At 68.5% G+C, this 14,162-nt stretch carries 12 protein-coding genes; 3 read left to right on the top strand and 9 right to left on the bottom strand.

The genetic code is table 11. From position 1 onward, the window contains the following. Positions 1 to 68: 68 nt before the first annotated feature. From BSG17_RS12525 to BSG17_RS12505, 5 genes are all read right to left on the bottom strand, one after another. Positions 69 to 989 carry a glycosyltransferase family 2 protein gene (locus BSG17_RS12525; protein WP_089824551.1) on the bottom strand — a complete coding sequence of 307 codons (921 nt, stop codon included), beginning with the start codon at positions 987 to 989 and terminating at the stop codon, positions 69 to 71. Between the two features lie 109 nt (positions 990 to 1,098). Further along, a complete protein-coding gene (locus tag BSG17_RS12520; RefSeq protein WP_089824549.1) occupies positions 1,099 to 1,776 on the bottom strand; it encodes a hypothetical protein in 678 nt (225 codons plus the stop codon). Between the two features lie 77 nt (positions 1,777 to 1,853). Next, positions 1,854 to 3,350: a sulfatase gene (locus BSG17_RS12515; protein ID WP_089824547.1), complete on the bottom strand. Its 1,497-nt coding sequence runs from the start codon at positions 3,348 to 3,350 to the stop codon at positions 1,854 to 1,856. A 1-nt stretch (position 3,351) separates the two neighbouring features. Beyond that, positions 3,352 to 4,338, bottom strand: coding sequence for a hypothetical protein (locus tag BSG17_RS12510; RefSeq protein WP_089824546.1), 987 nt, complete (start codon positions 4,336 to 4,338; stop codon positions 3,352 to 3,354). 54 nt (positions 4,339 to 4,392) lie between these two features. Beyond that, the gene (locus tag BSG17_RS12505; RefSeq protein ID WP_089824544.1) at positions 4,393 to 5,772 is read right to left on the bottom strand and encodes an arylsulfotransferase family protein; all 1,380 of its coding nucleotides are present in this window, start codon (positions 5,770 to 5,772) and stop codon (positions 4,393 to 4,395) included. Between the two features lie 156 nt (positions 5,773 to 5,928). Here BSG17_RS12505 and BSG17_RS12500 point away from each other — a divergent pair, with 156 nt between their 5' ends. Beyond that, positions 5,929 to 6,834 carry an alkaline phosphatase family protein gene (locus tag BSG17_RS12500; RefSeq protein WP_089824542.1) on the top strand — a complete coding sequence of 302 codons (906 nt, stop codon included), beginning with the start codon at positions 5,929 to 5,931 and terminating at the stop codon, positions 6,832 to 6,834. A 9-nt stretch (positions 6,835 to 6,843) separates the two neighbouring features. Here the strand turns inward: BSG17_RS12500 and BSG17_RS12495 are convergent, their stop codons facing one another. Together BSG17_RS12495 and BSG17_RS12490 are read right to left on the bottom strand one after the other, a co-directional pair. After that, entirely contained in the window at positions 6,844 to 7,692 is an 849-nt protein-coding gene (locus BSG17_RS12495; protein WP_089824540.1) for an SDR family oxidoreductase, read from the bottom strand. 87 nt (positions 7,693 to 7,779) lie between these two features. Next, positions 7,780 to 8,799 (bottom strand): phosphatase PAP2 family protein, encoded by a 1,020-nt coding sequence (locus BSG17_RS12490; protein ID WP_089824535.1) that lies wholly within the window; start codon positions 8,797 to 8,799, stop codon positions 7,780 to 7,782. 137 nt (positions 8,800 to 8,936) lie between these two features. Here BSG17_RS12490 and BSG17_RS12485 point away from each other — a divergent pair, with 137 nt between their 5' ends. Next, positions 8,937 to 10,370, top strand: a complete 1,434-nt coding sequence (locus BSG17_RS12485) for a sulfatase-like hydrolase/transferase (RefSeq protein WP_089824534.1) — start codon at positions 8,937 to 8,939, stop codon at positions 10,368 to 10,370. A gap of 3 nt (positions 10,371 to 10,373) precedes the next feature. Beyond that, on the top strand, positions 10,374 to 11,819 hold the full coding sequence (locus tag BSG17_RS12480; RefSeq protein WP_089824532.1) for a lipopolysaccharide biosynthesis protein: 1,446 nt from the start codon (positions 10,374 to 10,376) through the stop codon (positions 11,817 to 11,819). Positions 11,820 to 11,832: 13 nt separating this feature from the next. Here the strand turns inward: BSG17_RS12480 and BSG17_RS12475 are convergent, their stop codons facing one another. Both BSG17_RS12475 and BSG17_RS12470 read right to left on the bottom strand, forming a co-directional pair. Next, the gene (locus tag BSG17_RS12475; protein ID WP_089824529.1) at positions 11,833 to 12,930 is read right to left on the bottom strand and encodes a glycosyltransferase family 4 protein; all 1,098 of its coding nucleotides are present in this window, start codon (positions 12,928 to 12,930) and stop codon (positions 11,833 to 11,835) included. After that, on the bottom strand, positions 12,927 to 14,069 hold the full coding sequence (locus BSG17_RS12470) for a glycosyltransferase (protein ID WP_089824527.1): 1,143 nt from the start codon (positions 14,067 to 14,069) through the stop codon (positions 12,927 to 12,929). The genes BSG17_RS12475 and BSG17_RS12470 overlap by 4 nt, the downstream gene beginning before the upstream one ends. Positions 14,070 to 14,162 lie beyond the last annotated feature (93 nt).

Raw genomic sequence — 14,162 nt, 5'->3', positions numbered from 1 at the left:
ATTTCGGGCGTCTGACGTTCTCTGGCCCATCTCTGGCCTCGTTGCGGACGGCGTTCTCGCGGGAAGAACTACCCGTCGGCCCGAGGGGGCTCGTCGAGACAGAACAACTGCCGACCGCGTGCCGAGAGGGCCTCGCGGTCGACCGACACCTCGTACTCGGCTTCCAACTCCGAGAGCGACTTTCGCGCCTCGGCGACGAGGCGTTCGAGCGTCCCGCGTCGTTCCAGTCCGGGCGGCGTCTCGAACCGCGGGAGCTCCCGCGCGGCGTAGTAGGCCAGCGGGTAGGTCACGAGGTCGTAGAGGCTCTTGGCGACTCGCCCGAGCGGGCCGCGCCGCTCCTCGAGGATGTAGTAGCGCGGGTGGCTCACGCTCCAGCGCAGACACGACAGAAAGTCGATGCCGACCTGTGCGTCGGCGACCTTCCCGCTCCAGTCGCGGCGGAGGCGGTCCGAGAGCGACTTCTCGTAGCCGATCTGTTCGCGGATCTGTGCGTGCTCGAGCCACAGCATGGCGTCGGCGGCGAACAGCCGTCGCCACAGGTCCCGGTCCTCGGAGCTGGCGAGGTTGCGGTAGGGGAGCTCCAGATACAGCGACTTCGGGGCCATGTTGATACCAGTCCCCGAGAGGAGAAACTCGCGGTCGACGCCCGCCTCGAGGTCGTGGTAGATAGAGACGAAGTCCTCGACGACGGGTTCGTAGACGTCGTCGACGTCCAACTGCGTGAGGACGTACTCGCCGTCGCACTCCTCGATGGAGCGCTGACGGTCGGCACCGAGGCGACGATCGGGGTCGGGGTCGAGCGCGACGACGCGAACGCGGTCGTCCTCGGCCTCGAGTTCGCGGAGTCGCTCGACGGTGCCGTCGGTCGACCCGCCGTCGACGACGACGAACTCGAAGTCGTCGCCCACCTGCTCGAGCATACTCCGGAGGGAAGGCCGGACCGTCTCGGCCATGTTGTAACTACAGACGGCGACGCTGTACCGCGGCATTACTCGTCGTGAGTCGTGGCGGCCTGATAAACGGGACGGAACCGGGGCGAAACGGACGGTGCGAGACGGACCGAGTCGGTCCGGGTCGAGTCGCCGCCCTCGAACGTGTCTACCGCTCGTGGTCGCCGCCCTTGAACGTCCGCTGGCCCGTCGTCGTCAGGTCGTGTGACTGCCGCGTCACCCGCTCGCTGGCCAGCCGTCGCAGCTGTCCCGGGACGTTCGCGAACGCCCCCAGGACGGCGAGGACGACGACGGCGGCCAGCCCCGGAAGGAGGAGTTCGCCCGTGACCGCGGCCAGGACGCCGACGCCGAACGCGAGCACGCCCGCGACGGTCCCCAGTACCGCGAGCGTGGCCAGCAGCGCCTTCCGGACGTTCGCCCGCTCGTTGTATCGGATCCAGTCGGCGTAGCCGTCGACGAGCCAGACGAGGAACGCTCGCTCCGAGCGGTTGGGGGCGTCCTCCAGCCCCGCCGGTCCGGCACCGACCTGTCGACCGGCGGTCGTGTACGTCAACCCGGCCGTCGCTGCGGAGAGGACGAACAGCGCGACGCTCGTCCCGACAGCCGGGTTGACGAACGCCGCCGTCGTCGTGAGGTCGTCCGTCGCCGCCACCGACAGCGCCGAGAGCAGGACGCCGACGAGCGCGACGTTCAACCGGAACACCGACAGCGCCTTCGCGTCGATGTCGTCGAGCGTCGACAGCTGGCCGTCGAGCGTCTCTCGTGCCTCCTCTCGCGCAGCTCGCAGGGCCTCGATGTCGGGCTCGCCGGACGTACTCTCCGACATGTCTCTCCGTTCGCACGTCGTTCGTTTAGTCCCGTCGCCCGAGACAAACAACGGCGGTCGACGCTGTCGTCGCCCGTTCACTCGGCGTACCCGAGATCCCGCAACCGTTGGCGCGTCGCGTCGTCGACGTCGTCGACGTCGGTTCCGGTCTCGCGAACCCCGGCGTCCGAGAACCCGTCGAACACCCTTTCGACCCGACCGCTGTCGTCCCGTCCGCGCACGTACGAGGCGTGCGCTTCGACCACGCGAACGTCGACGGCCTCGTCCGCCCAGTCGGCGTACTTCAGCACCGCGCCGTCGACGTCGTCGTTCGCGTCGTCCTCGAACACCGCCCGCATCTCGCCGCGGAACTGCCAGAGGTCGTCGGCGTCGCAGTACTCCCGTGCGAGCTTCGTGTTCGGTTCGGTCAACCCCGCAGACGACGCCACCACCGGCCCCTCGGCGAACCCGCTTTCCGCCCGCTCGTCGTCGCCGTCCAGCACCGCACGGACGACGGCTGGGAAGTTGGTCAACGAAGCCGGAGCCGACACCCGCTCGCCCGTCTCCTGCCCCGGACGCTTCACCACGAGCGGGACGTGTAGCTGCGACTCGTGGACCCCCTCGACGTGTCCCACCAGCTTCGTCCCCTTCAGTCGAGACAGTTCACCGAACGCCTCGCCGTGGTCCGACGTGACCACGAGCAGCGTGTCGTCCAACTCGTCGCGCTGCTTCAACGTCTCGACGATGCGTCGCAGTTGCGCGTCCATCTGGTGGATCGCGCCGTCGTAGAGCGCCTCGAACGCCCGGCACTGCCACCATGGCGCGTCGCCGCCGTGGAACGACCAGACGTGCTTCCCGAGGTCGGCCTGGAGCTTTCTCAACCGTTCGCCGCCCCACAGGTCGTGCTCCGGTGCGGGTTCGTAGGGGGCGTGGCCGTCCATGAGGTTGATGCAGGCCGCCCACGATCCCTCACGGTCGCCGTGCCAGTCGACGAACCGGTCGACGTAGGCGCTCGCCGGAGCCGACGCCACCAGCCAGTCGGGGACGAGCTCCGGGTGGTCCCACGCGAGTTTCGTCCCCACCCCGTTGAGCAGCGACTTGATCGGGTGGTCGTCGTCGAGACAGCGCTTGAGATACGCCACGTACTGACCCTGTCCCTCGGCGGCCGTGAACTCCGTCGGGTTCGCCGCCTCCGGGAAGAGGACGTTCTGTGCGCCGGAGACCGTCTCGAACCCGGCGTCCAGCCCGACGTCCATGACGGTGAGCCACGGATTCTCCGAGAAGACGGCCGTCTCGTAGCCGTCGCTCCGCAGCTCCTCGAAGATCGTGTTGCCGGCCGCCAGCCGGTGCGTCGGCTCCGTCACCCCGTGTTCGGCGACGTGGAGCCCGGTGAAGACGCTCGTGTGACTCGGGAGGCTCCACGACCCCGGCGACCGCGCCTGGTCGTACCGCGTCGCCGAGGTCGCGAACTCGTCGAGGAACGGCGTCGTCTCGTTGGCGTGGCCGTGCAGCGAGGTGTTGCCGGCGCGGACGCTGTCGAGGACGACGAGCAGGACGTTCGGTCGCGTCTGGCGACGTGAGTCGTTCCGGCTCATCTCAGACGTAGCCGAGGTCGGCGAGTCGGTCTTCGAGGTCGTCGGCGTCCGAGTCGGTGACGGAACGCGTCTCGCCGGCCCGGACCGTCCGGCGCTCGCCGACGTCTCTCACGGCCCACGGCACCTCGACGAGTTCGCGGTTTCTGACCCCCTTCGGGTGGCCGTACACCCGAAGCGGGAGCGGGAACGTCCGCTCGCCGAGCATGTTGCCGTGGTCGCTGGTGACGACGACGCGACCCTCGACGTCAGCCAGCAGGTCGTCGACGGCGTCGAGCGCGAGCGACAGGTTGTCGCCGTAGGCCCGCCAGAGATCGTCTCTCGACACGTGACCCATCCAGAGGGCGTCCCACGGCGTGTAGGGACGCTTCCGGTCGGTCGGGTGGTCCGGTTCGATGCCGTCGCTCTCGTCGCCGTGCGTCTCGCCCTCGATCTGCCACCCGGCGAACGAAAGTTCGTGCTCGCCGACGAAGGGGTGGTGTGGCTGCATGAAGTGGACGATCACGCGCTTGTCGGGGTACTCCTCGTGGGCGCGCTTGGCCGCCTCGACGACGGCCTCCGGCGGGACAGTTTTGCGTTCGTCGTCGAACTCGTCGATCCAGCACTCGACGAGTCTGTGGAAGGCGTCGCCCGCTTCCCGCGAGACGTAGGGGTTCGAGGTGACGTACACCGTGTCGCCGAAGTCGCCGCCGGCGAAGTTCTGTCGCACCCACTCGCGGGTGGTGCTGCCGCGACTGGTGACGGTCCGGTAGTCGTCGTAGTCGGCTAGTCGCGCTCGCTCGGCGAACAAGTCCGCCCGGCAGGCGTCGAGGAGGACGAGCGTGTCCCAGTCTTCGTCCATGACGCTGACCGACCCCTTCCGGGTCGGGTAGACGTTCGTGTGGAACGGGCCGACGAGGAACTCGAAGACGCGCTCTCGCCACCAGAACGGGTCGTCGTAGCTCTCGCGCAGGCCGTCGAGGACGTAGGAGGCGGTGTCTGTCAGACCCATCGAGACCCTCTCATTGTTCTACAGGCCACGACGGGAGGATAAAAGCCTTCTATCTCAGCGCTTCCGACGCCGGAGCGGCGATCGAAGCTCCCACGCCGACCACCGGAACTCGGCGACCGCCCAGACGAACGCGATGGCTCCCATCCCGACGACGGTCAGCACGTCGCGGAAGCCGACCCACGCGGGCATGACGAAGACGACGCCGTTGACGAGGAGACTCGGAACGAGTCCCTGGATGAGGTTCCACAGCTGTCGCGAGAGGTTGGCGTGGCGCTGCTCGTCCTCGTCTGTGGACTCGACCGCGCCCGTGTCGCCGCGAGAGTCGAGACCGAGCCGCTGGGCGCTCTCGCCGCCTCCGCTCTCGTCGGGCGTGCTCAACCGCTCGGCCTCGTAGGGGGTGTCGACGGCGACGCTCCAGACGACGTCGCCCGCGCGGTCGACCTCGACGACGCGGTTCCCGTTGGAGTCCGTGACGAGCGTGTGGCCGTTCGGCAGGCGGTCGGCGTCACGGGGCCACTGGAGTTCGCTGTCGGCCCACGCCCACGACGTGTTCCACTCTCCGTCCGAGCGCTGGTACTCGAGGACCCGGCCGTTCTCCGAGTCGGCGACGAGGACGGCGGGACCACCCTGCGTCTCGGGGATGTAGTCGGGGTTGTGTTGTTCGTAGAGCACCGAGTGGTCGTCCTCGCTGCCGAGCGTCCAGTTCTCCTGCAGTCCCCGTTCGGGGTGGACGAAGGCGACCTGATCCTGGTTGCGGAGACCGACCATGATTCGGCCGTCGTCCAACCGTTCGACGTCGTTCATGTGGGTCCAGTCGTCGGGGTAGAAGCCGCCGCCCTGAATCGGGTAGTCGGCCTGTGCGTCCCACGCGAGGTCCTGCATCCCAGTGGTGGTGTTGACGACGAAGACGCGGTCCTCGGCGATGTCGGCGACGAGCAGTCGATGAGGGCCGAGACGGTCGACGTCGTGCCAGTCTTTGTGCGTCACTCGCTCGTAGACGTGACTCGTCTCACCTGTCGAGACGTTCACGCGGACGACGGCGTTGAGAATGCACTCCTCGCGGTTGGCCTCGATGGGACACTGGTCGTTCGGCAGGTTCCGCGAGGCGACGTACTCGACGGTTCGGTCGGTTCCGGGGACCGGGTCGACGTCGAAGAACTTCCGGAAGGAACTGTTGTAGTAGGCGACGGTGCCGTTCGGGTTGAACGCGACCAGTTCCGCCTGGCTCCCGGGGCGCGAGGAGGTTGTGACGACGGTCATCCCCTCGCGTTCGGCGGCGACCTGTGTCCGCTCGTCGGCCGGTAACGTCGCCTGCCGGGCGAGTTCGGCCTCGCCGCCCCGTGCGGTCGAGGTGAGATAACCGTTGAGCAGGAACCCTGAGGAGACGACGAGGAGAGCCAAGAAGACGAGTCGGTACGTGCGTCTGGAGGGCATCGTCCTGCAAGTTCTGCTACCGACAATTGTAGGTTGTGATTGATATTCTGTCTGTCGGAACGAGCGTTCCCCTCCAGAGGGCTGGTCGCAGCGACGGACTCGGGTCGGCGAGGACGAGCGAACGATATAACACCGCAGGCGGGCGAATCCCGAGCAATGACCGACACCATCGCGGTCCTCGCGCTCGACGCGGCCGACGTGCGTCTCGCCCGCGAGTGGGACTGTGCGAACCTCCTGCTCGACGACCACGCGAAGTTGGAGAGCTACGCTCACACGCTCGAGTTCCCGCGGACGATGGAGGTCTGGCCCACCGTCGCCACCGGCCTCGGTCCCGACGACCACGGCGTCGTCGGCGACGCCAACGAGTGGGAGCATCCGGCGCTCCGCGCCGCGAGCAAGCTGACGCAGTATCTCCCGCGCGAGGTACGTTCGACGCTGGGCCGACCGTTCCAACGCGCCGGGCAGGAACGCTCGATGGCGCAGACCGACGCGAGTCACCTCTTCGAGTCGGGTGTCGTCCGCTACTGGCCGGGGATCACCCCTGCCGACCACGTCCGCGAGGCGTGGCGACTGATGGCGATGGCCAGCGGCGGCGATATCACCGAGGAGCGACTCCGACGCGAACTGGTCGGCTTCGCGGGCGAGGAACTCGGCTGGCTGGCCGTCGCCAGCGAGTGGGACGTCCCCGTCGCCGGCGTCCACTCCCACGTCGTCGACATCATGGGCCACACCTACGCCGAGCGCGAGAAGCGTCTGCGCGAGACGTACGAGTGGATCGACAGGGAAGTCGGGTTCCTCCGCGAGCGCGTCGACCGACTGGTCGTCCTCTCGGACCACGGGATGCAGGTCGGCTGGCTCGACGACGAGAACCCAGGAACCCACAGTTTCGAGGCGCTCGTCGCCGCCGAGGGCGTCGACGGTCCCCTCCCGGAGTCGGTGTACGACGTCCGCGAGTGGCTCGAGGCGCAGTTCGACGACACGGGCGCGACCGACGCCGACGACACCGCCGCCTCCTCCGACACACCGGTCCAGCACCTGAGAGACCTCGGCTACATGGAGTAACCGCCCCTCTCACCGGCCGCCGGGCAGACGTTCGGCCACTCGTGCCACGCCGCCCGCGACCGACCAGAGCCGGTCTCGAACCGACGCCGGGAGTCGCCCGAACGCCGCGAACAGTCGTCCCTGCCAGCCGACCGGATATCGCCAGTTCGGCGCGTCGTCCGTCGCGGCCTCGTGGACGCAGTCTGCGACCGCCTCGGGCGTGCTGCCGGTTCGCGTCAGTAACGGCAGCCAGAAGCCGAGCATCCGGTAGAGGTCGTCGTACTCGCGACCGATCTCGCGACACGCGTCGACCGTCGTCATCGCCGTCTCCATGAACCCGGTCCGGGTGACGCCGGGTTCGACGAGGACGGCGTCGATGTTGTGAGGGCGAAGCTCGATACGGAGCGCGTCCATCAGCCCCGCGGCGGCGTACTTGCTGGCGGTGTACGCGCCCATCCCCGGCAGCGGCCAGTAGGCGACGACGCTGCCGACGGTGATCACTCTCCCTGTCTCCTGTTCGCGCATCACCGGGAGCACCGCTCGGACGAGTCGGTGGACGCCGGCGACGTTGACGTTCAGTCCCGCCTCGACGTCTTTCGGTGGCACGTGTTCGAGCGCCCCCGTCACGCCGACGCCGGCGTTGTTGACGAGGCAGTCGATCTGTCCCGCCTCCGCGACGACGTCGGCGACGACGCGCTCCGCCCGTCCGGGGGCGGTGACGTCGAGTTCGTACGTCCGACAGCCGAGGTCGGTCAGCGGGGCCATCGCGTCGCTGTCGAGTCCGGTCGCGTAGACGGTCCAGCCGGCGCGTGCGAACCGCTCGGCCGTCGCGTAGCCGATACCGGAGTCACAGCCGGTGACGAGGACGACCTGTTGCATCGTCTGCCCGTCTCACGGGGCAGATGTTAAACACCGGTGAGAAGCGGACACCGACGACTTCGGATCGCCGGAGCTCGCGCCTGACGTTCAAGCGGTCGTCGAACCCCGAAGTCGACCGACGAGCGTCGGCGCTGCGATCGTCGTCGCGGCCGCGAGTGCGGTCCCGACGACCGTCACGACGAGCGGCGGTTCCGTCACGTAGATCCCGATCCAGAGCGCGGCGATGGGGACGCCGGCGACCACCGTGCCGCGGAAGTCGAGCGTGAGAGACGGGCGCGCGACGTACCACGCAGCCCCCGCCCCGAGCGAGGCACCGAGCCACTGACCCGCTTTCCAGAGTTCACCGGCCGGCGAGGTCGCACTCGCGACCACCGCCAGGAGGCCGACTCCGATCCCGAGGGCGAACACACGGGACGGCTCTCTGGTGCCGACGGCAGCGGCGACGGCGAAGAGACTCAACCCCGCGAGGACACCGGCGACGACGTCGACGAGGAAGTGGACGCCGAGGACGACGCGGGACGCCGTGACGGACGCGACGACGACGGCTCCCACGGCCCACCGGCTGGCTCGCGACCCGACGTTCAGTGTGTACGCCAACGCCGCGACGACGGCCGTCGTCCCGATTGCGTGCCCGCTCGGGAACGCGTACCCGGTGCCGGTCGTGATACTCCTGAACACGCCACCGAAGCCACCGGGGAGCCACTCCGGGACGGTGGCAGTGCTCGCACCGGGGGGACGTGGAGCGACGAAGAAGTTCTTGAGCAGGTCCGTCAGCGAGAACGCACTGAACGTCACGCCGAGGACGAACGCGCCGCCGCGAAGCCCCTCCACGAGCGAGCGGTCGACACCGGCGAGGTAGACGAGCGTGGCGGCCAACAGGAGGAACCACGGATCTCCGAACTGTGTGACCCCCCCGGCGACCGTCAGCACGCTCCCGAGTTGTACCGAGACCGCCCGGAACAGACCGAGGCCACGCTGCGGGACCGCGACGTCGAACAGCATCACCAGCGCGACGAGGAGGACGAACGCGGTGGTCGCGAGTCCCGTGACCGCTTTCCAATGCTGTTGTATCGGATCGTCAGACCCGGATAGTTCGCGTCCTGACATTTCTGGAGTTCTCTTGTCGGCCGACGTCTACGGCCGTCTCCCCCTTGAGGCGTGTGGCGGGCGACGCTGTCCGCCGAACGTCGACGCCGACCCGCGGTCCAAGCGATTTATACGCCCGACTGCCGACCCTCCGCGTAATGCGTAACGTCGTCCTCATCTGTCTCGATACGGTCCGCAAGGACTTCTTCGACGAGTACGCCCCCCGCCTCCAGGCGCGTGCCGACGTCTCCTTCGAGCAGTGCCGCGCCGCGAGTTCGTGGTCCATCCCGAGTCACGCCAGCATGATGACCGGGGAACTCCCCCACCAGCACGGCGTCCACGACCACAACCGCGACTTCTCCGGCATCGCCAAGGAAGACACGTTCCTCGCGCGGTTGCCGGACCACTTCGCCACCGGCGTCTCCGCGAACGTCTACGCCTCGTCTGGCTTTGGTTTCGACCGCATGTTCGACGACTTCTGCGACGTCTCGCCGGATCGGCGGTTCCCCGAGGGGATTCACGTCGGGCGGTTTGGCTACGAACACAAAGGTGAGGGCGCAAGGAAGTTCGTCTCGTTCGCGAAGGCCTGTCTCGAACACGACCACCCGCTGAAGAGCCTCGCCAACGGCGCGGCCGTCGAACTCGACAAGGCGCTCGCGAAACTCCCGGTCCCCAAGCTGCTCGACGAGGGCGCGAGCATCATCGCCCGCGAGGGAGTCAAGACCGTCTCCACGAGTCCCGAACCGCTCTTCCTGTTCACGAACTTCATGGACGCCCACGCGCCGCTGCGACACGTCCGAGGCTACGACCGCTCGCTGCACAACGCCTCGAACACGTGGTCCTCCGGCGACTACGACAAGTGGGACCTGAACCTCAACGGCAAGGAGGGGCTGGAGCGAAACATGGCCGACGTCCAGACCCACCGTGGGCTCTACGCCGCAGCCATCGACTATCTCGACAGGAAGGTCGTCCAGTTCGTCGACGACGTGCAGGCCGCCACCGACGAGGAGACGACGTTCGTGATCACCGCCGACCACGGCGAGAACCTCGGTTACGAGGCCGAAGACTACCTGTTCGGCCACGACTCCAGTCTCTCGGAGGGGCTCCAACACGTCCCGATGTATCTCGTCAACCCGCCCGAAGACTGCGACTACGACGCCGAGGAACACGGCTACTTCTCGCAGCTCCGCCTCGGCGAACTGATCGTCGGCCTCGCCGACGGGGAGACGCCGGACGTGTTCGACGAGCAGATACCAGCCGAGTTGATCGGTAGCAGCATCGCTAGCCCGCCGGAGAACCCCGAGTACTGGAACCGGATGCTCCGCTGCGTCTACGGCGTCGACGACCCCGAAGAGAAGATCGAGTGGGATTCGCTGGGCGACAGCGACCGCTACGAACTCGACCACGACCGGCCGTGCTGGCAACAGCGTGTCGAGGAGGGCGTCCCCTACGCCGACCTCGACGCGACGTTCTTCGACGAGGAGATCGCCGCGTACAAGCGCCGGGCGGAGCGGGGTGAGGAAGCCGAAGGGAAAGGTCCGGACATCGACGAGGCTACGCAGGACCGACTGCAGGACCTCGGCTACCTCTGAGCGATGAAGGAGACCCAGTCGCTGAGCATCGGTCGAGAGACGCTGCTGTCGGTCGGGTCGAAGGCGATCATGGCGGCTGTCGGCTTCGGCGGCTTCCTCCTCTTCGCCAACTGGCTCGGGCCGGAGGTGTGGGGCGACTACAAGACCGTCGTCGCCGCGGCGTTCGTCCTCGTCCAGATCCCTGCGGGCGTCGGCCTCGCGCTCCGCAAGCGCGTCAGCGAGGTCGACTCAGACCCCTCGGGGTATCTCGGCGTCGGGCTACTCGTCCACCTCGGGTTCACTGCGCTCGTCGTCGCCGGGTTCGTCCTCCTGCGGCCGTTCGCCGCCGACTACTTCGGAACGCTCGAACTCGCCGCCGGCGTCGTCGCCATCGGCGTCACTCTCGGCCTGTTCGACATCACCAACCGCTTCTACGCCGGTATCGGCTACCCCGCCAGAGCCTCGTGGGTCGACGGCGCGCGGAGCGTCCTCACCTTTCTGTTCCAACTCGGGTTCGTCCTCCTGAACCTGAGCGCGTTCGGGCTCACGATCGGCCTCGCGTCGGCGACGCTGCTGACGGGCGTCTTCTCCGCCGTTCTCGCGAAGGTGACGCCGTCGATGCCGACCGTCCGCTCGGCGAAGCGCGTCTACGGCTTCGCTCGGTTCAGCGTCCCCAACTCCCTCTTGAAGAACCTCTACGATAGCGCCGACGTGCTCATCGTCCAGTGGGTCGCCGGCAGCACCGCCGTCGGCTTCTACAGCGCCGGCGCGCAGTTGGCGATGCCCGCGGCGATGTTCGCCGGGAGCATCCGCGACGCCCTGACGGTCAAATCGAGCGGGCTGAGTTCCGTCGGCGAAGGCGTCCGTGCGGACCTCGCGAACTCCGTCTCCTACGCGGGGCTGATCGCCGTCCCACTCTTCTTCGGCTCGCTCGCGATGCCGACCGAGATCGTCGTCACGCTGCTCTCGGGGTCGTTCAGAGGGGCCGCGCCGGCGCTCGTCGGCCTGACGCTCTACCAGCTGTTCAACGTCTATCGGCTCCCGTTCGAGGCGACGCTCGAGGGGACCGATCGACCGGCGGTCGTCTTCCGCGTCAACGTCGGGACGGTGCTCGTCCACCTCCCGCTGGCGATCGTCCTCGGTCTCGAGTACCAACTGGTCGGCGTCATCGCCTCGACCGTCGTCGCCGAGGCGCTCCGTCTCGTCGCCTACCAGTACGTCGCCCGCACCGACTACGGCGGCGTCGTCGTCACCCGTCCCATCGCCGACCAGCTCGCGGCGGGGGTACTGATGTGTCTGGTCGTCTTCGGCGTCGAACGCACGCTGCTCCCGGTCACGGGGTGGCCGCTGCTCCTCGTCGACGTCGGCCTCGGGGCGGCGGTCTACTTCCTCACGCTGCTCGCCGTCAGTCCGCACTTCCGCGAGACGCTCCGACACACGTTGCCGATGCTGGAACCGGTCGAGTCCTGACGGTCTCGGAGCTCTACTGCGATGCGACCACCGACTCGTACACCCCTTCCGTCTCCGCGACCACGTCCTCCCACGTCGGCAGCGGCTCGCTCGGTGCGTCGAGCAGGACGGCCGCTTCGACGGCGTCGGCGACGGTCCGGGGGTTCGTCTGGTCTCCGTCGGCGATGCTGACGACGTCCGCTCGCTCGACCCAGTCGACGAGCGCACCGGCCTCGCGGACGACGCAGGGCGTGCCCGCGGCCAGCGCCTCGGCGACGGTCATCCCGTACGCCTCGAACCCCGACAGCGTGACGAACGCGGACGCACCGGCGTACAGTCCCGGCAGGTCGGCGTCGGCGACGTAGCCGAGGAACTCGACCCGGTCGGCGACGCCGGCCTCGCGGGCGACACGCCGTAGCTCGTCCGCGTCGGGACCGCTTCCGGCGACGACGAGGTCGTAGTCGGGGAGTTCCGTGAGTGTGCGAATCGCGTGCTGGACGCCCTTGTACGTCTCCAGTCGACCGACCGAGAGGAGGTACGGTCGTTCACTGTCGGCCGGGGTCGCGTCGGCGAACCGCTCGACGTCGAGACCGTTCGGGATCACCCGGGCGTCGACGCCGAAATCGCGTCGTAACGCCCGTCGCTCCCAGTCGCTGACCGCGACGACGGCGTCGGCCCGACGCAGTGCCCACCCGCCGAGCGGTCGGTAGAGCGAGAGCAGTCGGTCGCGGCGGTCCGAGGCGCTCGCCCCGTGGTAGTGGGGCGTCGCGACGAGCGGGCGGTCGCCGTCGCCGCGTCGTCGGTTCGTCCCGAGTTCGTCGCCGACGGCGGCGAACAGCAGCGGCAGCGAGTGGTAGTTGTGCGCGTGGACGACGTCGGCGTCACTGTCCCGGACCGACCGGACGACGCCGGGCGCGACGTGGAACGCGCCGCCGGGGGCGACGCCGCGGTGGCGCACGACGCGGACGCCGTTCCGTCGTTGGCGACGCGGGGCGTCCGCGGACCGGGCGTCGGCGGTGAGGACGGTCACCTCGTGGCCGCGGGCGACGAGGCGCTCGGCGAGTTCGGCGACGTGCGTCTCGACGCCACCGGTGTGGGGCGGATACCGCGTCGTGACCTGGAGGACCCTCATTCGAAGGCTTCCCGCGACTCGCGGTCGATCTCCCAGACGCCGCTGCCCTCGCCGCGGAGCAGTTTCACGCTCGCGACGAGCAGCGACACCTGCGAGTCGACGACGGCGTAGAGCGGTTGGAGCGGGCCGAGCCCGTCGCGCTGGCCGAGGTAGCCGAAGCCGAGGACGGCCAGCGGGACGAGCAGTCCGAACGGGCCGACGAGCGAGACGGCCGCCGCCGTGACGAGGAGCACGTCGAGGACGAACAGCCACGGCGAGACGATCATAAACCACCAGTTGAACGGGAGGACGACGCGACCGTACGGGCCGTACCGCCCGAGCATGTCGCGGTGCTGGACGAGCAGTTTCAGCAGCCCCATCGCCCGGCGGTCTTTCCGCTGGCGACGTTTCCGGAACTCCGAGACGCCGGACTCGGTGAACTGCAGCGCCGGGTCCATGACGACGCGACACCCGCCGCGGCGGATACGGAGTGCGACCTCGGTGTCGTCGGCCAGCGACTCCGGGTCGATGGGGACGAACGCCTCGCGGCGGAAGGCGAAACAGGGGCCGTGGAAGATGAACGTCGAGTCGAGATGTGACTCGAGACTCTGGAGTTTCGCGAGTATCCCCCGGTAGTCAGCTTCGACCTCGCTGTCGCCGAGCACCTCGGTCTGTTGGCCCGTGACGGCACCGACGTCGGCGTCAGCGAGGTTAGCGACGGCCTCCCGGAGCACGTCGGGCGCGAGCGCGGAGTCGGCGTCGGTGCGGAAGACGACGTCGCCGGTCGCCTGCTGGAAGGCGTCGTTCAACGCCGGCGCGACGCCGCGGCGTTCGTCGTCGTGGAGAACTGTGAGCGAGGGACCGTCGCGGTCGGCGAGGTACGACCGGACGACGCCGGCGGTGCCGTCGTCGCTCGCGTCCGCGAGGACGAGTTCGAGCTTCGAGGCGGGGTAGTCGAGCGCGAGGAGGTCGTCGAGTTTCCGTTCGACGATGGCCGCCTCGTTGTACGTCGGGAGGACGATGCTGACGGTCGGTTCGCAGGCGCGTTTCGTCGCCGGCGAACCGGAGGGACGAACCAGAGCGTAGAGGGCGACGTACCCCAGATACGGCAGCGCCGTCACGCCGACGGACAGTACCGCGACGGCGACGAGTGCGTTCATGCGGGTGAGTGTATTACACCGGGCGATAAAGGCCGTGGAATGTTTCACGCGGTTCAGAAGCCCTTTTACCGTCGCCGCGTCCAGTTGCCGCCA

Source organism: Halogranum amylolyticum (assembly GCF_900110465.1).
GTDB lineage: Archaea > Halobacteriota > Halobacteria > Halobacteriales > Haloferacaceae > Halogranum > Halogranum amylolyticum.
The sequence above is the reverse complement of the archived record's forward strand: the minus strand, read 5'-3'. Positions and strand labels throughout refer to the sequence as shown.